This window comes from Vibrio ordalii ATCC 33509 (assembly GCA_000257205.1).
Taxonomy (GTDB): Bacteria; Pseudomonadota; Gammaproteobacteria; order Enterobacterales; family Vibrionaceae; genus Vibrio; species Vibrio ordalii.
Genome location: AEZC01000086.1, coordinates 1 through 26,753, shown reverse-complemented (window position 1 = coordinate 26,753; position 26,753 = coordinate 1). Strand labels below are relative to the sequence as shown.

The 26,753-nt window shown below is 44.0% G+C and carries 18 protein-coding genes, 2 tRNA genes and 1 pseudogene; 8 read left to right on the top strand and 13 right to left on the bottom strand.

The annotated features are described in order from the left end of the window. Positions 1 to 26: 26 nt before the first annotated feature. Positions 27 to 1,979 carry a DNA topoisomerase III gene (locus tag VOR_RS0106255; protein ID WP_010318864.1) on the top strand — a complete coding sequence of 651 codons (1,953 nt, stop codon included), beginning with the start codon at positions 27 to 29 and terminating at the stop codon, positions 1,977 to 1,979. 64 nt (positions 1,980 to 2,043) lie between these two features. Here the strand turns inward: VOR_RS0106255 and VOR_RS0106250 are convergent, their stop codons facing one another. Beyond that, complete coding sequence (locus VOR_RS0106250; RefSeq protein WP_010318863.1) at positions 2,044 to 2,271, bottom strand: hypothetical protein; 228 nt, start codon at positions 2,269 to 2,271, stop codon at positions 2,044 to 2,046. 225 nt (positions 2,272 to 2,496) lie between these two features. Next, positions 2,497 to 2,587 (bottom strand) — tRNA-Ser (locus VOR_RS0106245). A 582-nt stretch (positions 2,588 to 3,169) separates the two neighbouring features. Between VOR_RS0106245 and VOR_RS0106230 the strand changes: the two genes are divergently transcribed. Next, positions 3,170 to 4,060: a formate dehydrogenase accessory sulfurtransferase FdhD gene (locus tag VOR_RS0106230; RefSeq protein ID WP_010318861.1), complete on the top strand. Its 891-nt coding sequence runs from the start codon at positions 3,170 to 3,172 to the stop codon at positions 4,058 to 4,060. A gap of 10 nt (positions 4,061 to 4,070) precedes the next feature. After that, positions 4,071 to 6,380, top strand: coding sequence for an FdhF/YdeP family oxidoreductase (locus tag VOR_RS0106225; protein WP_010318860.1), 2,310 nt, complete (start codon positions 4,071 to 4,073; stop codon positions 6,378 to 6,380). Positions 6,381 to 6,435: 55 nt separating this feature from the next. Here VOR_RS0106225 and VOR_RS0106220 read toward each other — a convergent pair. The 3 genes from VOR_RS0106220 to VOR_RS0106210 form a co-directional block, all read right to left on the bottom strand. Next, positions 6,436 to 6,512 (bottom strand) — tRNA-Pro (locus VOR_RS0106220). Positions 6,513 to 6,574: 62 nt separating this feature from the next. Continuing rightward, entirely contained in the window at positions 6,575 to 8,380 is a 1,806-nt protein-coding gene (locus tag VOR_RS0106215) for a DUF3413 domain-containing protein (protein ID WP_010318859.1), read from the bottom strand. Between the two features lie 24 nt (positions 8,381 to 8,404). Continuing rightward, positions 8,405 to 8,629 (bottom strand): YejL family protein, encoded by a 225-nt coding sequence (locus tag VOR_RS0106210; RefSeq protein ID WP_010318858.1) that lies wholly within the window; start codon positions 8,627 to 8,629, stop codon positions 8,405 to 8,407. A gap of 84 nt (positions 8,630 to 8,713) precedes the next feature. On the opposite strand from VOR_RS0106210, the gene yejK reads away from it, so the two are divergent. Further along, a complete protein-coding gene (yejK, locus tag VOR_RS0106205; RefSeq protein ID WP_010318857.1) occupies positions 8,714 to 9,715 on the top strand; it encodes a nucleoid-associated protein YejK in 1,002 nt (333 codons plus the stop codon). Positions 9,716 to 9,888: 173 nt separating this feature from the next. Next, positions 9,889 to 11,085 (top strand): Hpt domain-containing protein, encoded by a 1,197-nt coding sequence (locus VOR_RS0106200; RefSeq protein WP_029626944.1) that lies wholly within the window; start codon positions 9,889 to 9,891, stop codon positions 11,083 to 11,085. 109 nt (positions 11,086 to 11,194) lie between these two features. On the opposite strand, the gene nhaC is transcribed toward VOR_RS0106200, so the two are convergent. Then, complete coding sequence (nhaC, locus tag VOR_RS0106195) at positions 11,195 to 12,631, bottom strand: Na+/H+ antiporter NhaC (protein ID WP_010318855.1); 1,437 nt, start codon at positions 12,629 to 12,631, stop codon at positions 11,195 to 11,197. 422 nt (positions 12,632 to 13,053) lie between these two features. On the opposite strand from nhaC, the gene asd reads away from it, so the two are divergent. Next, on the top strand, positions 13,054 to 14,184 hold the full coding sequence (asd, locus tag VOR_RS0106190) for an aspartate-semialdehyde dehydrogenase (protein WP_010318854.1): 1,131 nt from the start codon (positions 13,054 to 13,056) through the stop codon (positions 14,182 to 14,184). 101 nt (positions 14,185 to 14,285) lie between these two features. Here the strand turns inward: asd and VOR_RS0106185 are convergent, their stop codons facing one another. Then, positions 14,286 to 14,924: a YchE family NAAT transporter gene (locus VOR_RS0106185; protein ID WP_010318853.1), complete on the bottom strand. Its 639-nt coding sequence runs from the start codon at positions 14,922 to 14,924 to the stop codon at positions 14,286 to 14,288. Positions 14,925 to 15,553: 629 nt separating this feature from the next. Here VOR_RS0106185 and adhE point away from each other — a divergent pair. Then, complete coding sequence (gene adhE / locus VOR_RS0106180) at positions 15,554 to 18,226, top strand: bifunctional acetaldehyde-CoA/alcohol dehydrogenase (RefSeq protein WP_010318852.1); 2,673 nt, start codon at positions 15,554 to 15,556, stop codon at positions 18,224 to 18,226. Positions 18,227 to 18,352: 126 nt separating this feature from the next. Here the strand turns inward: adhE and VOR_RS17740 are convergent. Beyond that, positions 18,353 to 19,227 (bottom strand): annotated as a pseudogene (locus VOR_RS17740) (multidrug transporter). A gap of 122 nt (positions 19,228 to 19,349) precedes the next feature. Further along, positions 19,350 to 22,463 (bottom strand): ribonuclease E, encoded by a 3,114-nt coding sequence (rne, locus tag VOR_RS0106170; RefSeq protein ID WP_010318851.1) that lies wholly within the window; start codon positions 22,461 to 22,463, stop codon positions 19,350 to 19,352. A gap of 614 nt (positions 22,464 to 23,077) precedes the next feature. On the opposite strand from rne, the gene rluC reads away from it, so the two are divergent. Then, complete coding sequence (gene rluC, locus VOR_RS0106165) at positions 23,078 to 24,025, top strand: 23S rRNA pseudouridine(955/2504/2580) synthase RluC (protein ID WP_010318850.1); 948 nt, start codon at positions 23,078 to 23,080, stop codon at positions 24,023 to 24,025. Positions 24,026 to 24,131: 106 nt separating this feature from the next. On the opposite strand, the gene VOR_RS0106160 is transcribed toward rluC, so the two are convergent. From VOR_RS0106160 to VOR_RS18835, 4 genes are all read right to left on the bottom strand, one after another. Continuing rightward, positions 24,132 to 24,716 carry a Maf family protein gene (locus VOR_RS0106160; RefSeq protein ID WP_010318849.1) on the bottom strand — a complete coding sequence of 195 codons (585 nt, stop codon included), beginning with the start codon at positions 24,714 to 24,716 and terminating at the stop codon, positions 24,132 to 24,134. A 261-nt stretch (positions 24,717 to 24,977) separates the two neighbouring features. Further along, entirely contained in the window at positions 24,978 to 25,541 is a 564-nt protein-coding gene (locus VOR_RS18115) for a BRO-N domain-containing protein (RefSeq protein WP_010318848.1), read from the bottom strand. Positions 25,542 to 25,565: 24 nt separating this feature from the next. Beyond that, positions 25,566 to 25,835: a hypothetical protein gene (locus VOR_RS0106150; RefSeq protein ID WP_010318847.1), complete on the bottom strand. Its 270-nt coding sequence runs from the start codon at positions 25,833 to 25,835 to the stop codon at positions 25,566 to 25,568. A gap of 10 nt (positions 25,836 to 25,845) precedes the next feature. Continuing rightward, positions 25,846 to 26,753, bottom strand: a 908-nt coding sequence (locus VOR_RS18835) for a hypothetical protein (protein WP_010318846.1), incomplete at its 5' end; no start/stop codon positions are given.

Genomic DNA, 26,753 nt, shown 5'->3' with positions numbered 1-26,753 from the left:
TTATTTTTTTGCGTTGATTTGAGTTTATGACCCGTTTATTCATTGCTGAAAAGCCCAGCTTAGGGCGCGCTATAGCCGATGCTTTGCCGAAACCACACAAGAAAGATCAAGGTTTCATTCGTTGTGCGAATGGCGACATCGTTACTTGGTGTATTGGGCATTTACTCGAGCAAGTTGAGCCGGATGTTTATGATGAACGCTATAAAAAGTGGAATTTACTCGACTTACCCATCATTCCTTCACAGTGGCAGCTTAGGCCGCGCAAAACATCGAGCAAACAGTTGACTGTGATTCGTCAGCTTTTGAAAGAAGCATCGCAAATTATCCATGCAGGAGACCCGGACCGCGAAGGGCAACTGTTGGTTGACGAAGTGATTGATTATTGCAAAGTAAGCCAAAGTAAAAAAGAGCAAGCATTGCGGCTACTGATCAGCGATTTAAACCTTCCAGCCGTGCAGCGTGCACTGAAACAGATGCGCAGTAACCGCGAATTCATCCCTTTATCGGTTTCAGCGCTCGCGCGTTCAAGAGCCGATTGGTTGTATGGTATGAATATGTCACGGGCTTATACTTTGCTGGGGCAGAAAGCGGGCTATCAAGGTGTCTTGTCGGTTGGGCGGGTACAAACTCCTATTCTAGGGCTAGTGGTACGTCGGGATGAGGAGATAGAAAACTTCATCCCGCGAGACTATTTTACATTACATGCGTTAATCCCTTATCAAACTGATCAAGTGGCGTTTGATATCCGTGCGCGCTGGAAACCCAGCGATGCTTGCCAGCCGTGGCTAGATGAAGAAGGGCGAGTCTTAAACCGCAAGTTGGTGGAAAATGTCGCACAGCGCATCGCAGGGCAACCCGCCACAGTGATTGAAGCGGAACAAAAGCAAACTAAGCAAGCCGCGCCGTTACCTTATTCCTTATCTGCACTGCAAATTGATGCAGCGAAGCGCTTTGCAATGAGCGCCCAACAAGTGTTAGACACTTGCCAATCTCTGTATGAGAAACATAAATTAATCACCTATCCGCGTTCAGATTGCCGTTACTTACCGCAAGAACATTACGCTCAAGCTTCGTCAGTAACTCAAGCTATCGCGTGCAACGCCAAAGAGTTGTTAACGGCAGTCAGTGGCGCAAACTTAGCCCTTAAATCCAAAGCATGGAACGATAAGAAAGTGGACGCGCACCATGCCATTATTCCCACACCAAAGCAGGCATCCGTCAATGCCTTGTCGGGAAATGAGATGAAAATATACCAATTGATTGCGCGCCAATACTTGATGCAATTTTATCCCGCCGCCGTGTACGCGGAAGCCAAGCTGGTGTTTGATATTGCGGGTGGCTTTTTTGTTGCGTCAGGGCGACAACTGGTTGAAACCGGTTGGAAGAGTTTGTTAGGCAAAGTCGATGAAGAAGAGAGCGGAGTCGATGCCGTTCCACCACTGAGTAAAGGGACGGTGCTGACGTGTCGAGAAGGGGAGGTTCACGATCGAAAAACCGAGCCTCCTCGTCATTTTACTGAAGCGACTTTGCTACAAGCGATGACTGGCATTGCTCGCTATGTTGAAGATAAAGAGCTGAAAAAAATCTTACGTGAAACCGATGGTTTGGGTACGGAAGCGACACGAGCGGGGATCCTTGACACTTTATTCAAGCGGCAGCTCTTAACACGTCAAGGTAAGCTGATCCTAAGCTCGCCAGCAGGAAAGGGATTAATTCATGCGCTGCCAAACGAATCAACCTATCCTGATATGACCGCCCATTGGGAGCATCAACTGCAAGCGATGGCTGAACGTGGGCAAGCGTATCAACCCTTTATGCAAGTGCTGCAAGAGCGCATTATGCAGATCATGGAACAGGCGAAATCTGGCGCAGTGCCAGAGTCGCTTCGCTCATTGCCCAAAGTGGAGCGCCCTGCATTCAAACGAAAGGCAAGTAAACCCAGCAAAACAACGCGTTATCAACGTAATTCGGCTCAATAAAGTGACATCAAAGAATCGGTCGCTAAGGCCAGCGATTAGGTAAGATATTCACCGACCTGACGAGCTAATTATCACCTTTTCGATAAAAAAGGCTGGTATCCCAATCGGTTACATTGTCAGTCACTTTGCCGACAAGTGGCAGTAAACGCCACGCCTCGCGCTCTTGAAAAGGGTGACTTGTTATCACGGCAAAACCCGCAATACAACATCTTCCACCTTTAGAACGGATAAACTGGGCAATCGAGCTGACCGCTTCTTCACTGTAGGATTCAATCTTATAGAGATGGCTCATACACTTCTCCTCTCTAACCATGTCATTAATTACGACATAACTGTTGAATAATGGAAAGCATATTTAATGCCAGTTTCTAAAAATACACCTTTAGTATGTGGTGAATGGAGAGGGTACTCATCATAATGAATGGCAACTGGTGCGTGAGATAAAAATCAGTATAAGAAAATGATGTTAATCAGATACGGAAAAACCGCTGTAAAAACAGCGGTTTTTCTTTAAAAGTGGCGGAGAGATAGGGATTTGAACCCTAGGATAGCTATTAACCATCGCCGGTTTTCAAGACCGGTGCTTTAAACCACTCAGCCATCTCTCCGTGTGGTGCGCATAATAGCGAGGCAATTTTACTTTGTAAAGTCTTGAACTGATCGTTTGGTGGTTTTATGTACATTTGACGATGGTTTTTAACTAATAGCTTGATTCTTAGCGCCTTGTTGGAGAAAAAATGCATTAATGCGCACTTCGTTATGGCGCCTTTTTTATTTGGTTGCTGGCTTAACGGTGAATTTTTACGATGTTTATACAGAAAGTCGTATTGAAACGGGGAAAGCAGTTATGCATTAGCAGTGGTTTGCCAAGAGCCTGATGCTCTCTTGTAGTATCAAGCTAACGGAGTTTCATAAATGGAATATTATTTCTTTTTTATGTATTTATGTTCATATAATGCTTAAACCTCTGGGAATGACGGGTAATAAGTTAAAACTGGCAGTGAAATGGCACGAAACCTGAACCATGGCCAAAAGATGGCTTTCTTGACCCTGCGCAAGGTGAGGAGTAATTTGCATCTTCCTGTGTTTAAGGCGCTGTTTATATTTCCAATCATTAAGTACAGAGTGTTTGCAGGAGTTTATCTTGCACTCACTATGCTGATGATTGAAATCAGTCAATAAAAAGAACCATGCTAGAAGAAACCACAACCAATGACCCTCATGATGCTCAACCTGAGGGGACTGAACGCATTTATCGCCAACGTTTTGATTCCAAAATAGGGTTTCAAAATGAATACGATATTCTTGCTATTGAAGAGCCTTTACAAATCAGTTTGCAATGGAATGATACGATTACTAACAAGCTGCATATCGAAGAGTGGAGCATGACAATGCGAACACCCGGTGACGATGCTCATCTCATCAGTGGTTTACTTTATACGCAGCAAGTGATCGATTCATATGACCATATACTCAATATGGAGTTGGTTGACGACGAATCACGCCATGGCCAGAATCACTGGTTGGTCACGCTCAATCATCCATACACTGATGTGATTCAGCATCAGGCCCGTCGTTATATGAGCCAGTCGAGCTGTGGCATTTGCGGTATGACATCCATCCGAGCATTGAGTTTGAGGCGAGAAATTCGCATTGATGATAGCCCGAAATGGCTCTCTTCTGATGTTGTTATTACGCTTCCTAATCTGCTTCTTGTTCATCAACCACTGTTTGCAAAAACGGGGGCGGTGCATGGTGCCGGTTACTTCGTGAATGGCGAGTTGATTGCCGTTGCCGAAGATGTGGGTCGCCATAACGCAGTGGATAAGTTGATAGGCCGAATTTTGAGTGAGCAGCGCTGGCACCCGCAAGGGGTATTAATTCTTAGCGGCCGAGTGAGTTTTGAGTTAATGCAAAAAGCGGCTATTGCTGGCATTTCAGTGGTGGTGGCTGTTGGTGCGCCATCACGTTTAGCGCTCGATATGGCGCGTCAGTTTGATATGACACTGATTGGTTTTATCAAAAAAAATCAATTCAATATATACCATGGTCATGCACGTTTGCAGTCAGTGAAAGAGTGAGAAGAAGAATATGAGTATTAAACAATATACCGGTTCGGCTGGTGGTTGGGGAGCGCTAAAAAGCACCGCGCATCATCTATTGAAAAGTCATAATGTTGCCAAAAATATTTCCAATCTTTTAAAAACCAACCAAGACCATGGTTTTGACTGCCCAGGCTGTGCTTGGGGTGAAAAACATGTGCCAGGGCATTTTCGTTTTTGCGAAAATGGCGCTAAGACCGTCAACTGGGAAGCCACTTCTCGACGCGTTGGGGCAGATTTCTTTAAGCAATATTCGGTCACTTGGCTCAATAAGCAGAGTGACTATTTTCTCGAATCTCAAGGGCGTTTAGCGGAACCAATGCGCTATAACGCTCAAACGGATCACTATGAGCCAATCAGCTGGGATGAGGCGTTTGCACTGGTTGCACAACACCTCAATCAACTCGCTAGTCCAAATCAGGCGGAATTTTATACATCAGGCCGCGCGAGTAATGAAGCTGCATTTCTATACCAGTTGTTTGCGCGCCGGTTTGGTACCAATAATTTTCCTGATTGCTCAAATATGTGCCATGAAGCTACGAGCGTCGCCTTGGTTCGCTCGATTGGCATTGGTAAGGGAACTGTGACTATTGAGGATTTTGAAGAATCCGATGCGATTCTTTTATTTGGACAAAACCCAGGAACGAATCATCCTCGTATGTTGGAAACACTGGCGTCAGCCTATAAGCGTGGCGCTCGAGTTGTTGCGTTTAATAATTTAAAAGAGCGAGGATTGGAGCGTTTTACTAACCCGCAAAATCCTTTTGAAATGTTAAGCAATGGTTCAACACCGACCACTAGCCATTATTTCACTCCTAAATTAGGCGGAGACATGGCGGCGGTTCGTGGCTTGGTGAAAATTCTTCTTGCTCGTCATCAGCAAGCACAGGCCTGCGGTGAATCGATATTCGACCTTGAGTTCATTGCCCAGCACACCGAAGGGATGGAGTCTTATTTAGCCATGGTGCAGGCTACGTCGTGGTCAAGTATTATTGAGCAATCGGGGCTCACGCAACAAGAGCTAGAGCTGGTGGCAGATATTTACCAAGGCGCTAAACGCGTGATCGTAACTTGGGCGATGGGGGTGACTCAGCACAAGCATTCGGTGGCAACCATACAAGAGTTGGTCAATCTACAATTACTGTTTGGTCAAATTGGTAAGGATGGTTCAGGGGTATGTCCTGTCCGTGGTCACTCAAATGTGCAAGGTGACCGCACGGTTGGAATTAATGAAAAACCGCCGGTATTTCTACTCGACAATATTGAAAAAGCACTGGGCTTTACGCCACCAAAAGCGCATGGCCATAATGTAGTTAATGCTATTGAGGCGATGCTACGGGGTGAAAGTAGAGTCTTTATCAGTTTAGGGGGAAACCTCGTTGCTGCTGCGCCCGATACCGAGCGTGTCGCGCAAGCAATGAAAAACTGTAATTTGACCGTAAACATTGCGACTAAACTGAATCGGAGCCATGTCAACCCGGGCAAGGATGCGTTGATCCTGCCTTGTTTAGGTCGGACAGATATTGATATTCAGGCTCAGGGGCCACAGAAAATTACCGTTGAAGACTCATTCTCCATGGTTCATGCCTCTTCTGGGCGAATTGATGTTACAGGAGAGATGATGCGCTCAGAGCCTGCCATTATCGCAGGAATGGCAAAAGCGACCTTAGGGGAGGGAAACCCAATCGATTGGCAATCCATGGCCGATAATTACGATAACATTCGAGATTTGATTGAAAAGATTATCCCAGGATTTGCCAATTTTAATCAGAGGCTCAAAGGGCCTGGCGGTTTTTATCTTGGTAATTCAGCGCGTGAATTTACTTGGAAAACGCCCACAGGAAAAGCGCAGATAAGCAGTAATGCACTTCCTGAATCTATCGTTCCGCTCAAAACTCAGCAGATGACCAAGAAACCGATTTTTGTGTTGCAGACGATACGTTCGCACGATCAGTACAACACCACGGTTTACGGTTTGGATGATCGTTACCGAGGTGTATTTGGTGAACGTAATGTCATTTTCATGAATGAAAAAGATATTGAGCAGCTGCAATTAAAAGCGGGTGAACGAGTCGATATTGAGACACTGTGGGATGATGGTATTAAACGTGAAATTTTCGGCTTCAAAGTGGTCGCCTATGTAATTCCTCAAGGGAACGTGGCGGCCTATTTCCCTGAGGCGAATGCACTTATCCCATTGAGCAGTAAAGGGGACGTTAGTGATACCCCGACATCAAAATCTGTTGCCGTTGTCATTCACCCAACCAAAGTTGCGCCCCTATTAGTCCAAACAGACTAAAAAATAAGATACTAAAGCAAAAAAGAGAGCCGAAGCTCTCTTTTTTTTAGGTGTATGGTCGGACTGAGAGGATTTGAACCTCCGACCCCCGACACCCCATGACGGTGCGCTACCAAGCTGCGCTACAGTCCGATTGGCGTAATCTAATCATTTATCCCTTTAGCGTCAAGAGATAATCTTGCTAACGGCCTGATTTAATTGTCTTTGGCGTAAAATCTCTGCAATTCGGTTAAGCCTTGCATCAGTACTGGCAACGCTGGGCTAGAGTCTTTCTGACGTTGATAGTTTTCGTCAAACAGCTTGAAGTTGCCAAATTTATCAATGAGGGTGGTTTGGGTATCAGTAATCAAGGCTAATTCACGGGCATCACCGGCTAAAATCCACTTCCTTTTGTTTTCATCAAACAAGTTTCTACCACTGCTGAATTCAATAGGGTTGGATGAAGCACCTAATAGATCCTGTAAAAGCGTGACTGAAAAATCTAAGTGACTTGAACGGTGTGAGTATTCCCATGCCATTTTTCCTGGCCAATGGATGATCATCGGCACTTGTAACTGGTATCGGCTGTAATTGCTGTTAGCACCCCAGCTGTTGGTTTTTGTCTCGTTAAACTCCGCGCCATGATTTGAGGTGATTACAATCAGCGTATTGTCTTGCAATTGTAATTCGTCAATCTTAGTGAGCAGCAGTCCTATTTCTTGGTCGGCAGCATTGACCGAGTTATTGTAACCAGCACGCAGGCGATCGCTGGCACTACCTCTACTTGACCGAGGGTCAAAGTCATTAAAGTTGTCAACGGTTGTCAATTCCAAATAGCTGAACCACGGTTGATCGCTTTGCTCGGATACCCATTGATACCAGCGTTGTATGGTTTGGTTATCTGTGCTGGATTCTTGATCAAAAGGAGCTTTAGAGACCGTTAAACTGCGGAAAATCGTCTCTTCGTATAAGGCGTCGTCAAAATTATCGCCACTAAAGAGGCCAAACTGATAATCCTGTTTTTTCAATGCCTCTATCAGTATCGGGGGCGTGCCTTGTGAACGAATGGCGTTGGCATAGCTACTCGGTAAACCATAAAACAAGCCGAAAATCCCAAACATGTCATTACTCGAGCTGTAATGATTATTAAACTTCAAATTTTCTGTCGCAAATTGGTAAGTGTTGGGCATGATTTCAGCCGTCAGCACATCACTTCTTAAATTATTGACACTTACTAGCAAAATATTGAGATTATTTGCTCTGCGTCCAAATTGAAGAGGCTCAAGAGGATAACGAACAATGTTAAAGTTCTCTTCATTATCCTTCAAACGCTTTAAGTACACATCACGATCAAATAAGCCATGTTTTTCCATGAACGATTTTGCCGTCATTGGATACGAGAGCGGGAAGTTTGATTTTTGGCTGGTCACTGACGTTTCTAAATACGCATCAGACCAAACGTAAATAAGGTGGCTGGTAATAAAACTAATGAAAAATACCGCCGCGATGGGCCGACCAACGTGTTTATGTGATAGTTTTCGCTGCTTACGCCACACCCACTCCGAAAGCCCTAGTTGTAAGAGGAGAATGAGCGGCATGACTACAAACAGATGCTGTAAGTCGGCAGTGATAGCGCTGGTCTCATCGCTAAAAAGCAGTTCCCATACTATCGGTGTTAAGTGTAGGTTGATTGCTTGATAAGCTTGGGTGTCGATTAATAGGAGTGTGAGCCCTAACGTTGCAAAACAGACAGCCAAGAAACGAAATAGTTTGCGCGACGGAATGACGAATGTCAGAGGAAATAAAACCAGTAGATAGAGTGCAAAAACCAAAAATCCAAAATGGCCGACCCAAGACACAGTTAAATAAAACTGCCCCAACAAGGTTTCAGGCCATGGTGATTGTACGATATATCGAGTACCAATAAGCATTGCTGCAATGATGTTGAAGAAAGCAAACCAATGCCCCCAACCAACCAACCGTGATACGCGTTCACCGTATGTATTTTCGCTATCTGCCATGTGATTTTCTATCTATGCATTCTATTAGTGAGTAGTAGTTTCTAAAGACGACATCAATGCCTGAGCAAATTTTTCAGCAATCGCCTTACGCTGTGAAGCGGCAACGTTTTGGTTTAAGACATTCGTTGCAATGTTTCCCGCAATCATGAGAGTAAGCTCAGGGGAAGCATTATGTTTAGCGAGAATGGCAGCAACTTCTGTCAGGATATTTTCAATTATTTCGTCGCTGTATTTAGATGTAATAGGCATAAAGACTCTAATGATGATAGTAAAAGCGGCTTATGATAACCTACAATGCCTTACAACTGAAACTAGAACGATGATAATTTCACTATGAGTCTTCACCTTTCCAACGTGATTTTGCACCAATTGAGCAAAAACGAGCAAGATGAGCTGGTGGTTAAATACCGCTCTCAATCTTTAGATAATGATACGTCAGCCGAAAATTTAGTGGCAGAGTTGCATCGCGTGTTTAATTCGAAAGCGAGCAAAGGTTTTGGTTCGTTTAAGTCGGACAGTGATTTTCAAACTTGGTTGCAAGAACTTCGTCAAGGTGAGCGTGATTTTTACGATTTTTCACAAATCAGTGCTCAACGGCTGAAAGATGAATTAGCAAAGTATCCGTTTGCTGACGAAGGGATCTTAGTGATGGCCGAATATCAGTCATTGGCTACGGATTACTTATTTATTGGGCTTTTACCTCTCAATCAAAGTTTGAAAGTAACGGAGGGGCTCGACATTAGCGCGACAGATTATCTTGATATCAACAAAATGGATATTGCGGCGCGTCTTGACCTATCAAGTTTTGAAACGGACAAAAATTCAAACCGCTACCTTGCCTATATCAAAGGTCGCGTTGGTCGAAAAGTGTCGGATTTCTTTCTTGATTTTCTGCAAGCCGATGTTGGGTTAGATACCAAAGTGCAAAATCAAGTACTGATGCAAGCGGTACAGGATTTTTGCACTGATTCTAAGCTAGAAAAAGATGAAGCGATCGGTTACAAAAAGCAGGTTTACGATTACTGCAATGAGCAAATTAAAGCCGGTGAAGAGGTTCATATTCGTGAGTTGTCTGGAGAATTACCTGCTAGCCAAGACGGCACGGGTTTTTTCGAATATACGCAGGCACATGGCTATGAACTGGAAGAGAGCTTTCCTGGTGATCGTTCTACCGTGCGTAAACTGACCAAGTTTGTCGGTGCAGGGGGCGGTTTGAATGTGAGCTTTGATAGCTTGTTATTGGGAGAGCGTATTTTTTATGATCCTGAAAGTGATACCTTAACCATCAAAGGCACGCCACCGAATTTAAGAGAACAGTTAACGCGTCAGCGTTAATCCTTCATCACTAAGAGAGCTTGATATGGCTCTCTTTTTTATTCTTTCTCTCTATACACAAGTCTGCACACTCGTAGCTTTGGGTATATGCTTGTATTAATTGAAAATACAAATTGGTAAGCACAGTGTTTGGGCAAAAGAAATCAAAACGATTTAGCATGAGATGGTATGGTGTGATTCTGTTTGGTTGGTTAGTTTCCGTTAGCCTTGTGTTTTGGCAAAGCCATTTAAGCTACCAAGCGATGCATTCAGTGAAAGAGTTACATTACAGTGTTGAAGAACTTAAAAGTTCACTCTATTTTAAAGAGCCTTATCGTTCGACACGAGCGAATGATATCGCGTTGAATGTGCAGCTACTCTATTCACTTAGGCTACAACTGGAAGTTGAGCAGCGAGATTTTTCATGGCGGCCGGATATTCAGCAATTACTCCACATGACTGATCGCTATATCGGACTGACCAAATCGTATTTGTCGGTTAAGCTCAACATTCAACCGCTGGTTGAGCGACTACAAGTGCTGCGTGATAATCCCGCTAATTCTGAGCAGCTCAAGCAGATGTATGTGGTGCTAGGCGCTTATGTATTTGAAGCGATGTTCAGTGACACTGAGCAAAATCCAGAGATTTATCGAGCATTAGATAAGCTTTATGTGGATGGGCAATCTTTACCAGCCATTCAGAAAAAAGAGCTAGAGCAGACATTAGCACAAGCGTCTGATTTACTAAATCAATACGCCCAAGGCGCACGTTTGGTCGATAATTTAATCAATCACTCTATTTACAAGCAGCTTACCCATGTTGAAAACCAATACCATCGTCTTTTAAACATCTATGCCTACCTAATCACTGGCTTAAGTGGTGGAGTGATTCTATTGTTGGGTTGGTTGATATTTAGGTCATCAGTTTTAACTCGTTCTCATGTTAATAAAGTTCCCAGTGCTGCGAAAGATGATGAGTCATCTGAGATGAATCCCAGTCGTGTTTTTTCCACAGAAGAACCACAGGTGGAAACATCGGATCTTTCTGATGATTTGTCCATCGATATTGAATCCATGCTCATAACTCTCAATGGCGATGTTGAGTCTGTCACTCTACTGTTGAGCGTATTTATACAAGATCATCAGCATGATGTGGCTGAATTGAAAAGATTGGTGCATTCTGATTTGGAGGCCGCTCAGCGCCGAGCACACAGCCTGAAAGGCGTTGCGGGTAATCTTGGTTGCCGTTCACTCAAGCAGATAGCGTCAGAAATAGAGTTGCGACTTAGCCAGAAGCAACGACCTACGGAGAGTCAATTGGGGATATTAACGACGCAATTGGCGGCCGCTATATCCAGTGCGCAACACTACCTTGATCAAAGAAAACGATAAGCCAGCTCTATCGTGTCAGCTTTAAATGGCGATTCTGTTTGTAGTAAAAAAGAGCTCAGTTGAGCTCTTTTTAATGGTTTTTTAGTTCAATGACTTTTGCAATACCCTGCTAGGCTGACTGTTGGTTGAGAGCCGGTGCTTGTTCAGCACTGTCTGCTGGTGCAGTCGGTTCACATTTATCAACAAACCAACCCATGTAAGAGGTAAAAATGGTCACCAAAATACAGACAAAGCTTAGCCACATAAAGGGGGCATATGAGAGCGTTGCAACGCCTAGAATGCTCGCCATGTAGATGCCATTATCGCTCCATGGCACCATACCGGAGGTGAGCGTGCCACCAAATTCAGCGTTACGTGATAGGTTCTTACGCTGATAGCCTAAACGGTCATAGTTCTTGGCACAGATTTTAGGGGTCAGGATGAGTGAAACATACATGGCTGAGCCAAAAACGTTGCCCATAAATGCAGTACCAATAGTACTGGTTGCCAGTGAACCTGCGCTTGTCACGCGGCGCTCAAACAGTTTTGCGATGGTTTCAAGCACACCCACTTTATCCAGCAATCCACCAAACCCGAGACCAAAGACAATCACGGCAACAGAACCAAGCATAGAGGACATGCCGCCTCGGTTTAAGATTGAGTCAATGAAGTCAACGCCAGATTCAATATTGTAAGGTGCCCATGCGGTATTGAAAGCTTGCAAGAAGTCTACGTCTTGGATCATCACAGCCCAAATGATGCCCAGCAAAGAACCAAAGCTAATTACAGGAAACGAAGGCATTCTCATCGCAAGCAAGCCAAGTACAATCAGCACTGGCACAAAAGAGTATGGGGTAATGTAAAACTGCTGTTCCATCGCCTCAATCACGCTTTGTACTTGAGACATGTCTACGTTACCCGCATAGTGGAAACCAAATAAGGTAAACATGATACCCGTGATCACGTAGCTGATAAGCGCTATCGGCAGCATACCTTTAATGTGCTCCATCACTTCAACGTTAGACATCGAAGACGCCAGAATAACGGAATCAGATAATGGCGACATTTTGTCACCAAAGTAGCAACCTGAAAGTACTGCGCCAGCGGTGATTGGTGCTGGAACGCCAAGACCTTGACCAATCCCCATCATGGCAATCCCCGCGGTACCAGCTGCACCCCATGAGGTTCCAGTTGCTAAAGCGGTGAGAGAGCAGATGATCATCGTTGCAAGAAGAAAAATAGAAGGATGGATTGCTTGAAGACCGTAGTAGATGATGGTCGGCACGATCCCGCCGGAGATCCAAGTACCAACTAATGCGCCAACAGCTAAAAGTATCAACACCGCACCTAAACCATTAGAAATACCATTCAGTGCTGCTTTTTCTAATTCTTTATATTGGTGACCTAAACGAACACCGAGCACAATAATGATGAACCAGCCAATGTATAAGGCCAGTTGGATAGGGAGATCGAGTTGAGCTGTAAACGAAAACGCGAGTAACAAAAACAAGCCTAGAGCAATAATTACTTGAATTAAGCTAGGTAGGCGTTGAGGGGCTTGCGTCATAAAAGAGCCTCTTGTCAGATTTATGATCTAAGGACAGAACGGTGCCCTTATTGAGTTCGTTCGCACTTTACAATAGTTAGCATAATATATCGACATCAAACACCTCGGATGTGATTTATGTCGTTCAAGTGGTTAACCTTCGATGTTAAATGTTGATAATAGTTAAATTTAATGGTTATAAATGTTCTGCGGTGTGGGGTTTTTGTGTAACAAGAACGTGATCGTTTAGCGTTTCGTTGATTATTGAATGCTGAATCATAGAGAGCTTGAGTGATTTTTAGGCTTAAATGTGTTTTTTACAAAACTGGCTGCGCAGAAAGAAAAAGTTACCACTTTTACTAAGAAAGTCTTGAGATTTTATGCTGAACCACTTATAGATGGAGCAATAAATTTTCATTTTAGATACATGGAGAGTGAGCGCGATGAGAGTAGGTTTAGTGGGTTGGCGTGGTATGGTCGGTTCTGTACTGATGCAGCGTATGGTTGAAGAAAATGACTTTGACTTGATCGAACCGGTTTTCTTTAGCACATCTCAAATTGGTATTCCTGCCCCAACGGTGCCTTCTAAGAAAGGCAATCATCATACAGGGTTACTGCAAGATGCTTACGATATTGATAGCCTCAAACAATTAGATGCCATTATCACTTGTCAAGGTGGTAGCTACACTGAAAAAGTGTATCCAGCACTTCGTCAAGTGGGCTGGAAAGGTTACTGGATTGATGCCGCATCTACTTTACGGATGGATAAACAATCAATCATCACTTTAGATCCGGTCAACTTGACACAAATTCAGCACGGCATCCATTCAGGAACCAATACCTTTGTGGGCGGTAACTGCACAGTCAGTTTAATGCTTATGGCATTAGGCGGCCTTTATGAGAAAGGTTTGGTCGAGTGGATGAGCGCAATGACCTACCAAGCCGCTTCGGGTGCTGGCGCTCAAAATATGCGCGAGTTGATCTCGCAAATGGGAGTAATTAATGATGCGGTTAGCTCTGAATTGGCTAATCCATCGAGCTCAATTCTTGATATTGACAGAAAAGTGGCTGAAACCATGCGATCACCTTCTTTTCCTACCGAGCAGTTTGGTGCACCGCTAGCGGGTTCATTAATCCCTTGGATTGACGTCAAACGCGACAATGGTCAAAGCAAAGAAGAGTGGAAAGCGGGCGTTGAAGCTAATAAAATTCTAGGGCTTCAATCGTCACCGATCCCGATTGATGGAACCTGCGTGCGTATTGGCGCAATGCGCTGCCACTCACAAGCATTAACCATCAAGCTGAAGAAAAATATTCCGCTTGATGAAATCGAAGAGATGATCGCTACGCACAATGATTGGGTGAAAGTTATTCCAAACGAGCGCGATATTACCGCACGTGAATTGAGCCCTGCCAAAGTCACTGGCACCTTGTCAGTTCCCGTAGGACGTTTGCGTAAAATGTCGATGGGTGATGATTTCTTAAATGCGTTTACGGTGGGTGACCAATTATTGTGGGGAGCCGCTGAGCCGCTTCGCCGTACTTTGCGGATCATTCTGGCTGAAAAACAGTGATGATTATCGGTTAAAAAACTGCCAGCAAACAAAAGGGCGCTTTGTATAAAGCGCCCTTTTTTATGCTTTCTGCTGTAGTGACAGTGACGAGGTCAATGCGGTTATGCAAGGCCAGGAAATAAATTTCTGAGCCCATTGGCAATAAACTCAATACCGAGTGCGCCTAGTATCAAACCCATGATCCGTGTAATCACGTTGATACCCGTTTGACCTAAGAAGCGGACAATATAGGGCGCTGAGCGAAACAGCAGCCAAGAGCTTAAACTAAATAACACCACAGTGATTATAATGCCCACGGTATCGAACATGCTTGGGTAGCGAGAGCCATACACTATGGTGGAACTGATGGCACCCGGTCCTGCCATTAAAGGCATAGCGAGTGGCACAACCCCAATTTGTTCACGGCTAATGTATTCAGATTTCTCTTGTTTGTTTTGTTTATCTTCACCCAATTTACCGCTCATCATCGAAAATGCGATGCTCAGCAGCAATAGGCCACCAGCTACTCGAAACGAATCTAAAGAGATACTAAACATATCCAGTAACATCTGCCCGGCAAGCAGTGCGGTAATCAAAATTATCGCCACCGCAATATTCGCTGTAGCCGCCGTTTTGTGTTTCTCTTCTTGCGTCATATGCCCAGTGAGAGAGACAAATATTGGCATAATCCCCACTGGGTTCACAGCGGCTACAAGGCCTAAGAAAAACTGCAGGAAAATGGCTAACTCAAAGGTTTGCATGGCATTTATCTCTAATGGATCATTTCGATGAAATATTACGTGGCTAATGTAAGCGAAAGCAAAGGATAGCACGAATGAAAAAAACTAAAGCGATTGGGGTTTTATTGCTGAGAAAAACTAATTCAATGAAGAAAATGTTTTACAATTGTTTTTCTAATGTATGTGAGTGGTGTTGTTTTTTGCTCAACTGTTAACATCTGCACATTTTTAATAAAATTTGCGCTCCTCGCTGGTGGTAAAAGTGAGAGTCGATATACTCTCAGTAGCACGTAAAATGAGGTGTGTTTATTCATCTATCGCTCAAAAATGAAACTTTTTTACAGATTGTTGTAGTTTTTATAGTTTTCGTTGTTTAGGTAAATGTTTTTTGTTTATTTAATTTTCTGTGTATTTTTTGTTTATATTCAATGATTTGTAAGTGATTTTGTAAGGTGATTACCCCTAATTGGGTAATTAGTTTTTCATAACTGATCTGAGTCAATTTTTTTCACACTCTGAAATATTATACTCAGTCCTGAAAGCAATTTACTAAGTCTGTCATTGTTTAAGTTGTTGAGAAAAAACAAAAACACAAAGCTGCAAACTTAATAAAGAGTTTTTAACATTTTTCTATTTTTAGGAGATTCATTATGCCTGTAACTAATTTAGCTGAACTTGATGCTCTAGTAGCGCGCGTTAAAGCGGCTCAAGCTGAATTCTCTACTTACTCTCAAGAGCAAGTAGATAAAATTTTCCGCGCAGCATCATTAGCAGCTAACCAAGCTCGTATCCCTCTAGCGCAACAAGCGGTAGCGGAATCAGGCATGGGTATTGTTGAGGATAAAGTAATCAAGAACCACTTTGCGTCTGAGTTCATCTATAACAAATACAAAGACGAAAAAACCTGTGGCATTCTTGAAGAAGATAAAAACCTAGGCACGATGACTATCGCTGAGCCTGTAGGCATCATCTGCGGTATCGTTCCAACCACTAACCCTACTTCTACTGCAATCTTCAAATCTCTCATCTCTTTGAAGACTCGTAACGGTATCATCTTCTCGCCACACCCACGTGCGAAAAATTCAACTAACGATGCAGCTAAACTCGTGTTAGATGCAGCAGTTGCAGCTGGCGCGCCAAAAGACATTATCGGCTGGATTGATCAACCTTCAGTTGAGCTATCTAACGCGCTAATGAAGCACGAAGGCATTGCACTTATCCTTGCAACAGGTGGTCCTGGCATGGTGAAAGCGGCTTACTCGTCAGGTAAACCAGCAATCGGTGTAGGTGCAGGTAACGTTCCAGTTGTAATCGACGAAACGGCAGACATCAAACGTGCAGTCGCTTCTGTTCTTATGTCTAAAACATTCGATAACGGTGTGGTATGTGCTTCTGAGCAAGCGGTTATCGTTATGGACGAAGTGTATGACGAAGTGAAAGAGCGTTTCGCGAGCCATAAAGCGCATGTTCTAAGCAAAGCAGACGCAGACAAAGTACGTAAGGTACTGCTTATCGATGGCGCACTCAACGCGAAAATCGTAGGCCAACCAGCAACAGCCATCGCTGAAATGGCGGGCGTTAAAGTTCCAGCAGATACTAAAATCCTTGTCGGTGAAGGTATTGGCGAAGTTTCTTATGACGATGAATTCGCACATGAAAAACTTTCTCCAACACTTGGCATGTTCCGCGCGACTTCTTTCGAGAACGCGGTAGAACAAGCCGTAAGAATGGTAGAAATCGGCGGTATCGGCCACACTTCTGGTCTATACACTAACCAAGACGTTAACGCAGACCGTATCCGTTACTTTGGTGACAAAATGAAGACGGCGCGTATTCTTGTAAACATCCCAACCACTCATGGTGGTATCGGTGACCTTTACAACTTTAACGTTGCACCATCTCTAACGCTAGGTTGTGGTTCTTGGGGTGGTAACTCAATTTCTGAGAACGTAGGTCCTAAGCACCTAATCAACAAGAAAACTGTTGCGAAGCGAGCTGAAAACATGTTGTGGCATAAACTACCTAAGTCAATTTACTTCCGTCGTGGTAGCCTTCCAATTGCTATGAGCGATCTTGAAGGCAAAAAACGCGCATTCCTAGTTACTGACCGTTTCCTATTCAACAACGGTTATGCAGACGACGTAGTGACTCTGCTGAAGTCAAACGGTATGGAAGTTCAAACATTCTTTGATGTAGAAGCTGATCCAACTCTATCTGTTGTAGAGAAAGGCGCTGAAGCAATGAAGAGTTTCCAACCAGACGTGATTCTAGCACTTGGTGGTGGTTCACCAATGGATGCAGCGAAGATCATGTGGGTTATGTATGAGCACCCAGAAACTCACTTTGAAGAGCTTGCAATGCGCTTTATGGATATCCGTAAACGTATCTACAAGTTCCCTAAAATGGGTCAAAAAGCAGAATTGGTTTGTATCACGACTACTTCAGGTACAGGTTCAGAAGTCACACCATTTGCCGTTGTAACAGACGATAAAACAGGTGCTAAATACCCATTAGCGGATTATGAGCTAACACCTAACATGGCTATCGTTGATGCGAACCTTGTTATGAATATGCCTAAGTCTCTAACGGCATTTGGTGGTTACGATGCAGTGACTCACGCTCTTGAAGCCTATGTGTCTGTTCTTGCGAATGAATACTCTGATGGTCAAGCTCTACAAGCACTTAAGATGCTGAAAGAGTACCTACCATCAAGCTACAAAAATGGCGCAGCAGACCCAATTGCTCGTGAAAAAGTGCACAATGCAGCGACTATCGCAGGTATCGCTTTTGCTAACGCGTTCCTAGGTGTATGTCACTCTATGGCGCACAAGATCGGTGCTGAGTTCCATATCCCGCACGGTCTTGCTAACGCATTGCTTATCTCTAACGTTGTGCGCTACAACGCGAATGATAACCCAACCAAACAAACTGCGTTCTCTCAATACGACCGTCCACAAGCACGCCGTCGTTACGCTGAAGTGGCTGACCACCTAGGCTTGAGCAAAGCGGGCGACCGTACTGCTCAGAAAATTGAACGTCTACTGACTTGGTTGGAAGAGCTGAAGAAAGATCTCGACATCCCGCTATCTATTCAAGCGGCTGGCGTGAATGAAGCGGATTTCCTCGCTAAAGTTGACGTGCTGTCAGTTGAAGCGTTTGATGACCAATGTACTGGTGCAAACCCACGCTACCCACTGATTTCTGAGCTAAAAGAAGTACTTATTTCCGCTTACTATGGTACAGCGTTTGTTGAAGGTGAAACTTTCGAAGGCACTACCGTTATCAAGAAAAAAGATGACCAAAAACCAGCTAAGAAAAAGTAAGCTGAGTTGTTGAGAGATTTTCGCTAGCACGAAACGATCTCTATCGGGAAAAGATGAAGCCTCACCGCCTGGTGGGGCTTTTTTTATCGAGCAACTTCATTATCAAAAGCGTGGGTGAGGTTGGAGCTATCCCCACATGACTAAAATAGCGGCAATTGCGATTAGAAAAAGCCCCAGTCCATCTTTAATTTTTACTGATTGTTTTAGCCAAAAAATAGAAATTAACATCGTAAAAAAGATCTCAATTTGGCCTAAAGTTTTTACATAAGGTACGGTTTGAAGAGACATTGCACTGAACCAACCAATAGAACCAAGACAGCTACTTGTGCTGGTTAATAGCGTCAGCTTAGGTCTTGCCCATAATTGTCTTAATGAGTGTTTGTCGGTCGCCATCAGGTAAACTAGCAGTAATAACGTTTGCAGTGAAATGACCAACAATAATACCCAAGCAGCACTGTGTGGAAAGGGTAAGCCAAGTGCTAAACTGGCTTCACGTACCCACAATGAAGTGAGCGCAAAGGCACTACCACAACTTAATCCCAGTAAAACAGTTGGCATTGAAAGCTGCTTAACATTGCCGTGCGTGCTCATCAAAAATACACCAATGCCACCAACGATGACACCAATCCAGCCCAAGCCTGTCAAATGAGTGCCAAAAAAATCATCCCTAAAATTGCGGCAACCAAGGCTTCGCTTTTGGCTAGCCCAGCACCTACGGCATAGTTATTTAATTTAAACAGCTTAACCATGAGCGCAGTCGCGACTATTTGCATCAATGACGCACCGACAATGAAGGCGATAAAGATCAATGACAATGTAGGCAATTGCGCTGGTATGAAATGATACAAAGTGATGAGATACAGAGCCGCGATAGGGCCAGCCCAAAGAAATCGCGCAAGGGTAACACCAGTAGTGCTGACCTCAGTTGCCAAGCGACTTTGGAATGCATTGCGCCAAGATTGCATGAACGCGGCCAGAAGGGTGAATAAGATCCAAGTCATGGAAGTCCATTTTGAGTGACAAGAAAGAAGCCATGCTATGAGATGCAGAGATATTGGGCAAGTGGAATATAAAAAGGGCTGCGAATGCAGCCCTTTAATGGTGTTCAAACTCAGTTCAGAGATTAATACAGTGGTTTAGTCATTGTTGCGCCTGCTTGACTTTGTGCTGACTGACTGCCGGCTGCACGAGTTGCAATTCGTTCTGCGTGGAAAGGTGCTGATACGATTTCAATCTCTTTGAGCAATAAAGAGCCCGAGGCTTTGGTCATCGGAGAGAATGCATGCGCTTTGATTGTTTTAGGTAATACGGCTTCAGGTGCCTTAGTTACTGCGTCAACCTTCAAGGCTGGTACTTTCTCTGTCGTGGCTTTTTCTTCGACAACGAGCTCAATAGCGGTAGTCTTTTCAATAACAACTTCAGCGATCACTGGCTCTGAAATAACGGCTTCTACAGTAACTGATTCTGTAACTGAAACTGATTCTGTTAGCGCTGCAGATTGTACCTGAGGCTCAACAGCATCCTGCAAAGAGGCTGTGACAGATTCAACGCCGCTCTGACTCTCTTCATGTCGACTCTCTTCATGTCGAATGATCACTTTACCCATTGCCATTTCAGGGAAAGCAAAACCACCTAATGTTATCTCGGTATTGTTATCCACAACATGTGCCACTTGTTGAACAGGTTCAACCGCTGCGACTTGCTCTGTTACCGGTGCTTGATACACAGGTTTAGAGAGGTCATAGCGAGGCATCACTTTACCCATTGCCATCTCAGGAGAGGCAACCCCACCTTTACGTAAACGGAATGGGTTAGGGCGACGATCACGACCACGGCGTCGACGTTGACCACTGGCGCGTAAATGACGAGGAGAGCGGCGATTGCGACGTTGATTTTGATCGTCATTCTCATTGTCGTCGTTTGGTGTAACAACTGATGGCTCAACAGATTTTACCGTTTCAACTGTTACAGCTTCAATAACCTCTGCAAGCGGGGCTGTATTGATCAACATTTCAGCTTCAGCTTCAGCTTCAGTTTCTGGTTGCTCTTGAGCTACTGTTTGATCTTTTACGCGAACCTGTTTGTTTAACTTACGGCGTTGACGGCGCTCTTTTACTTTTACGGTTTTCTCTTCCGTTTTATCTTCATTTACTGTCAAAGTGACGGCTTGCGCTTCAGCCGCAAGTTGTAGCCCTTGCTCCGCTAACTTTTCGGATTTGCTGTCATCACGCTTGTTACGGCGCTCTTGTTTTGGCTTGCGATTTTGTGCCTTACGAGGCTCGTTGGCGGCAACAGTTTCTTTATCTTGTGTTTCTTCAACAGGAGTAGAGGCATTGACCGGCTTGCGTCTGTTTCTGTCACGGTTTGCGTTGTCACGATTGACATTTTCACCGCGTCCGTTACGACGACGTTGATCATTTCGATCACGACGCTGTGGTGCTTGGCTACGTTCGTTTTCTTGTTTTTGTTGCTCTTCCTCAGCTTTCACCTCTTCGGTGGTGGTTGAGAAGATGCTACCAAGAGCTTTAACGATGCGGCCAAATAGACCTGGTTTGCCTGGTTCAACAGCGATCTCTTTGACTGGAACCGCTACCTCTGCTTTAGGTGTTGGAGCTGGAATAGTTTGTGCTGGGGCAGCAAACCCTTTCAACGCTGGTTCTTCAATGCGTTTTGGTTTGAAATCGATATCTGAGCTTTCTTTACCTTCTGCTTCTTTTAGTGCTTCTAGTTTCATTGGCACTAAGTAAGAGAGTATTTCTTGCTCTTCCCCTTCACGGACACGGATCACTTCAAAATGAGGCGTTTCCATTTCAGAGTTAGGGACAATCGTGATCTCGACTTCTTGAATGCGTTCAATATGATTGATTGAGCGACGTTTTTCATTGAGTAGATAAGATGCAATAGGAACGGGAACCACCGCCATAACTTGAGCGGTATTATCTTTTAGTGCTTCTTCTTCAATGAGACGTAAAACAGAGAGCGCAAGAGATTCATTATCACGAACCACTCCGGTGCCAGAGCAGCGTGGGCAGATATGGTGACTTGCTTCGGCAAGCGATGGGCTCAAGCGCTGACGCGACATTTCTAACAAGCCAAAACGTGAAATTCGGCCAATTTGTACGCGAGCGCGATCTAGGCGTACGGCATCACGTAAACGGTTTTCTACTTCACGTTGGTGACGGACAGGAGTCATATCGATGAAGTCGATAACCACTAATCCGCCCAAATCGCGCAGACGTAATTGGCGAGCAATTTCATCGGCTGCTTCTAAGTTGGTGTTAAGCGCCGTCTCTTCAATATCGCCGCCTTTTGTTGCACGAGCAGAGTTGATATCAATTGAGGTCAATGCTTCGGTTGGGTCGATAACAATAGAGCCACCAGAAGGTAAACGCACTTCACGCTGGAAAGCCGATTCGATTTGGCTTTCAATTTGGTAATGGCTAAATAGGGGTACTTCACCGTCGTATTTTTTTACACGACTCACGAAGTCAGGACGCACCAAACGAATGTGCTCAAGGGCACGTTCATAAATAGTGTTGCTATCAATTAGAATTTCACCAATGTCACGACGCAGATAATCACGAATTGCGCGTACAATGACGTTGCTCTCTTGGTGAATAAGTAGCGGTGCAGGACGCAAATCGGAAGCCTGTTTGATTGCGCTCCAGTGATTGAGCAAAACGTTTAAGTCCCACTCTAGCTCTTCCGCACTTTTGCCCACACCTGCAGTGCGAACGATAAGGCCCATGCCTTGAGGAAGCTCTAAACTGCTCAATGCGGTTTTTAATTCGGTACGCTCATCGCCTTCGATACGGCGTGAAATACCACCGGCACGAGGGTTGTTTGGCATCAGGACTAGGTAGCTACCAGCAAGAGAAATGAAAGTGGTCAATGCAGCGCCTTTGCTGCCTCGTTCTTCCTTTTCAACTTGGACAATAACTTCTTGGCCTTCTTTAAGCGCTTCTTTGATGTTTGGACGGCCTTGGTAAGTGTAGCCATCAGGGAAGTATTCGCGGGCAATTTCTTTGAGAGGAAGGAAACCGTGACGTTCAGCGCCGTAATCAACAAATGCAGCTTCTAAACTCGGTTCAACACGGGTGATACGTCCTTTATAGATGTTCGCCTTTTTAGATTCATGCCCTGGACTTTCGATGTCTAGATCAAAAAGTCGTTGGCCATCAACCAGCGCGACACGCAACTCTTCTTTTTGAGTTGCGTTAATTAGCATTCTTTTCATTTAAAATCTCGTTATCTTTCTTTAGTTTTGATTATTGGACTTGTTGCTGGGTTTCGTTTTCACGGTGCCAGATCCCATGACTAAAAGGTGCAGCCTCCCGGCTGGAGGGGATGCTCTAGGGCACTTCAGTTATCGCACGCACACGATTGCCTGCGATCCTCGTATTGGCGGAAAATACTCAACATGAAATGACGATGAGTAGAGCAACAAGATAGCTTCGCTCAATAGTGTCTTACGCCATGTGCAGCACATTGACGCTTAGCAGTCTACTCACTATTTTGCTCAAAAATGGACGGTAAAGAATAAAAAATCACCGAATCATTCATTGCAGCTGTGAACTATAGCAGTGACAGGTAAACACAGCAATCTGCTTTGTTATGAACAGGTCAAAAAAATGAGAATAGGTCTAAAAGTTAGATGGCTAATTTAATGTTTATCAAAGAGTTTTAGTTGTTAAAGTAAGAATTGTAATGGGTAATATTTAATTTTATCCACAGTCACATTTCAATTGGTGTAATTCTCGCCAATTTGCCATTAAACAGCAGATGAAAATATTCTTTTTTGTGGCGAAGAAAATGTGAATTTAAACAATTTACAGTGGTACAATGGCGCCCATGAGTGAAATTAGAACCCAAGTCCAGCTCATCGATATCGATGAAGATATGGCTGGTCAACGCATTGACAATTTTTTGCGTAACCAATTAAAAAACGTTCCTAAAAGTATGGTTTACCGAATCCTGCGCAAAGGAGAGGTTCGTGTAAATAAAAAACGCATCAAAGCAGAATATAAGTTATCGGCTGGTGATGTGGTGAGAATACCACCAGTGACTCTCGAGCAGTCGGATCAAGAGAGCAACACACCCAATACCAAATTGAGTAAAGTCGCTGAGCTAGAACACTGCATTATTTTTGAGGATGAGCACTTACTTATTCTCAATAAACCTTCCGGTACGGCTGTTCATGGTGGGAGTGGTTTGAAATTTGGCGCAATTGAAGCGCTGCGGGCATTGCGCCCAGAAGCTCGCTTTTTGGAATTGGTGCACCGTATCGATCGCGATACGTCGGGCATTTTATTAGTGGCTAAAAAACGCTCCGCGTTGCGCCATCTCCAAGCCCAGTTTAGAGAAAAAACGATTCAAAAATATTACTTTGCTTTAGTTATGGGGCAATGGAAAAGCAGCTGTAAAGTCGTGAATGCGCCACTATTGAAAAATGAAGTGAACAGCATTGTGCGAGTCAATCCAAACGGTAAAGCATCGGAAACGCGCTTTAAGACCCTTGAACAGTTTGCACAAGCAACTTTGGTGCAAGCCAGTCCGATCACTGGCCGTACTCATCAGATCCGCGTTCATACTCAGTATACAGGGCACCCGATTGCGTGGGATGATCGTTATGGTGACCGCCGTTTTGACGCATATACCGCACAGTTTGGCATTGACCGATTATTCTTACACGCGGCGAATATTCGTTTTGTTCACCCTTCGACAGAGGCGTTAATGGACATTAATGCACCACTCGATACTCAACTAGAGCAAGCATTAGTCAAATTGAGAAACGCTTAAGGCCAGCTTTCATTCGCTAACGAGTAGCAACATAGTAGAAACATAAAGTAATGGTCGAAGTCATGGTATAAAAGTGAGCGCAGATCAAGGCGCTCCCTGTTAATCATTATCCTAAAACGGTAATGCCTTGAGACTCAAGCATTGAGACTAGCTTAATTAATGGTAGCCCAACCAAACTATTAGGGTCATCACCTTCTAAACGTTCAAAAAGTGCAATGCCTAGGCCCTCACACATAAAGCTGCCTGCGCACTGTAGTGGCTGTTCTTTTGCCACGTAAGCCGTCACCATCTCGGTAGATAAAGAGCGAAAATGAACCGTGAAGGGTTCTAGGGTGACCATGCATTGACCAGAGACTGAGTTGTAAACCGCAAGCCCAGTATAAAAAGTGATGGCTTTTCCACTTTGTCTGAGTAGCTGCTTAATGGCTTGTTCTTGTGTATGAGGTTTGCCAATAATCTCACCGTCAATCACGCAAACTTGATCAGAACCGATGACTAAACTGGGTTGGTTTGGATGGCAAGATCTTGCTTTCGTTTCTGCTAAACGAGTCACCAGATCTTGTGCGGACTCACCAGGCAACACAGTTTCGTCGCAATTAGGCGAGCAGGTAACAAAAGGTAAATCCAGCTTTTTAAGTAATTGCTGCCGAAACGGCGAAGTAGATGCTAAAACTAGTTGGTAATTTTGCATGAGGTCTACAAGGCGTTGATATGATTGAACTATAAGGATAGTACATACTCACGTCAAGAGTCTCAGTGACTTCTGTAGTGACTTATCTTACTGACTTCCTAATGAGTAAGGTAATGTTATAACGTAACGAAAAAAAGAAAGGCGCAAAGACACCGTGAGTGGAACTAACACCCTATGGGGGTAATCCCTGCGCTTTATCAATTAGATGGCCTCTCAGATTTTTCTGGTAGATTTTTAATGAGGTAAGGTGAGGTAGGATGGTTAGTTACTTGTACCGTTTACATAGAGTTGCTCTGCAAGGTCTAAGGGTACGCCTACACGTTCAGCCGCTAATCGTATTAATGTAGCTCTTTCTGAATCCTTGGCGTTTCCTCTTGGGTCTATGCGGTCGATTTCTTGAAGATATGGAAGCATGCGACCATGAATCCATGAATAGAGATTATCAACAGCTTTCATCGTTAGTTTATTCTGTCCTTGAATATAACCACCATGCTTACGGATTGACGGTAACACTTCAGAAGTAACCCAACGTTTGAACTGTTTAGCTTCTTTACGCCTTGACCGCATGATTAGAGAATAGACACCAGACTCATTGATGATTATTGTTTCTAATCCACTAACCCCCGCGAAACGCAGGGTTTGTTTATCTTCATCATCTACATGTTTACGAATTGCATCATCAGTACGTTTGTAACCTAAAGCTTCAGCTACATCCTTACCGACAAAGTAAGGTTGGTCTTCATGTAAAACAGTGCGAATCTGTTTATAGTTATCAAAGAAGTATGATTGAATATTGTTATTTGTCATAGGTTGTTGTTTATTCATAGGTATACTAATTACCTCCATATCTCAAAGAGTGTTGCATAGGTTAGCCCATGTAGTTTTAGCTTCACGTTGACAATAAGCTTCAACCTCTTGAACTTCTTCAAGACTCAACTCAATAGGTTGTCCGTTAGGGTCAATCGTCTTGAACCCATTGGGGTAGACTTCATCACCTTTCACGTAGTGGATAATGACAAACTCAAAGGAGAGCTTAGGTTTATTCCATAGTAGGGTGTATTTGTCGTGGTAGCTCACTTGTCCGTGTGAGCCGTTCCAATCTAAGCTAATGATTTCCATATTGAAGACCTCAAGCTAATTTTAAGCTGAACTGAGTGATAAGAGGCATGGATACATTCATTGTCTGACCATCAACGTCTACCTGAGTAAAACCTGCTGCCAATACTTCAGCATTGGCGATAATCTCCATAATGCTTGATTGAGTAGGAGCTTTACGTATCACTTGGAAGTTGAACACGACACCCCTTTCTGACTCTTCAAAGCTAACAGCTGTATGACGCTTGGGGATAAGGTATCCATAGTTTTTATCACCAGTAGTGTCGGTCTTACTTGTGAATGCAAATACATCAGTATTGAACATGTCATCAAGGGATTTAAAACCATTTACACGAGCACTGTACTCAAGAGCAGTGAAAGCAGCGTCTGAGAGTCCCACAACGTAATCCGATAACTCTTTACCAAATGGTAATACCTCGGCCTTAGCTGTAAAGATTGCTTCTTGTAGAGCTTCTCCACGAGCTTTTAGACCAGTTCCTGAGCTTGTCTCTGGCATAACCTTAACGAGTTTTGAGAAGTCTTCGGACTCCTCGATTAAGCCTAAGATTTCTTTGTTTAAAGTGTCATTCAGGGATTCGGTAATCGTACCAATCTCTTGCATCAGTGATAGGTCAGTAATATGACCGTTTACTTCATGGTCGTAGACTTCAATTGTTGTACTTAATAGTAACCCCTCTTTACAAGGTCTTGAGACCACTAACGAGCCTTTCTTGTGTGTAATGATGGTCGGCTTACCATTCTGAGATTTGTCTGCAAGGTTGAGCTTAACGCTACGATTCGCAAGGGTAGGGACTTGGATGGTCTTGGCGTTATCGCCTTTACGATGGAATTTAACGTATCGAGCTTCCAGTCCGCATTGAGTCTTGAACTCACAGCTATTGAAGATATTGTTAAGCTTTGATGATAGTTGATTGAGATAGG

Bases quoted from the DNA above. Each gene is read 5' to 3' on its own strand.
- VOR_RS0106255 (WP_010318864.1), top strand. From the start codon at position 27: ATGACCCGTTTATTCATTGCTGAAAAGCCCAGCTTAGGGCGCGCTATA.
- VOR_RS0106250 (WP_010318863.1), bottom strand. From the start codon at position 2,271: ATGAGCCATCTCTATAAGATTGAATCCTACAGTGAAGAAGCGGTCAGC.
- VOR_RS0106230 (WP_010318861.1), top strand. From the start codon at position 3,170: ATGCTAGAAGAAACCACAACCAATGACCCTCATGATGCTCAACCTGAG.
- VOR_RS0106225 (WP_010318860.1), top strand. From the start codon at position 4,071: ATGAGTATTAAACAATATACCGGTTCGGCTGGTGGTTGGGGAGCGCTA.
- VOR_RS0106215 (WP_010318859.1), bottom strand. From the start codon at position 8,380: ATGGCAGATAGCGAAAATACATACGGTGAACGCGTATCACGGTTGGTT.
- VOR_RS0106210 (WP_010318858.1), bottom strand. From the start codon at position 8,629: ATGCCTATTACATCTAAATACAGCGACGAAATAATTGAAAATATCCTG.
- yejK (WP_010318857.1), top strand. From the start codon at position 8,714: ATGAGTCTTCACCTTTCCAACGTGATTTTGCACCAATTGAGCAAAAAC.
- nhaC (WP_010318855.1), bottom strand. From the start codon at position 12,631: ATGACGCAAGCCCCTCAACGCCTACCTAGCTTAATTCAAGTAATTATT.
- asd (WP_010318854.1), top strand. From the start codon at position 13,054: ATGAGAGTAGGTTTAGTGGGTTGGCGTGGTATGGTCGGTTCTGTACTG.
- VOR_RS0106185 (WP_010318853.1), bottom strand. From the start codon at position 14,924: ATGCAAACCTTTGAGTTAGCCATTTTCCTGCAGTTTTTCTTAGGCCTT.
- adhE (WP_010318852.1), top strand. From the start codon at position 15,554: ATGCCTGTAACTAATTTAGCTGAACTTGATGCTCTAGTAGCGCGCGTT.
- rne (WP_010318851.1), bottom strand. From the start codon at position 22,463: ATGAAAAGAATGCTAATTAACGCAACTCAAAAAGAAGAGTTGCGTGTC.
- rluC (WP_010318850.1), top strand. From the start codon at position 23,078: ATGAGTGAAATTAGAACCCAAGTCCAGCTCATCGATATCGATGAAGAT.
- VOR_RS0106160 (WP_010318849.1), bottom strand. From the start codon at position 24,716: ATGCAAAATTACCAACTAGTTTTAGCATCTACTTCGCCGTTTCGGCAG.
- VOR_RS18115 (WP_010318848.1), bottom strand. From the start codon at position 25,541: ATGAATAAACAACAACCTATGACAAATAACAATATTCAATCATACTTC.
- VOR_RS0106150 (WP_010318847.1), bottom strand. From the start codon at position 25,835: ATGGAAATCATTAGCTTAGATTGGAACGGCTCACACGGACAAGTGAGC.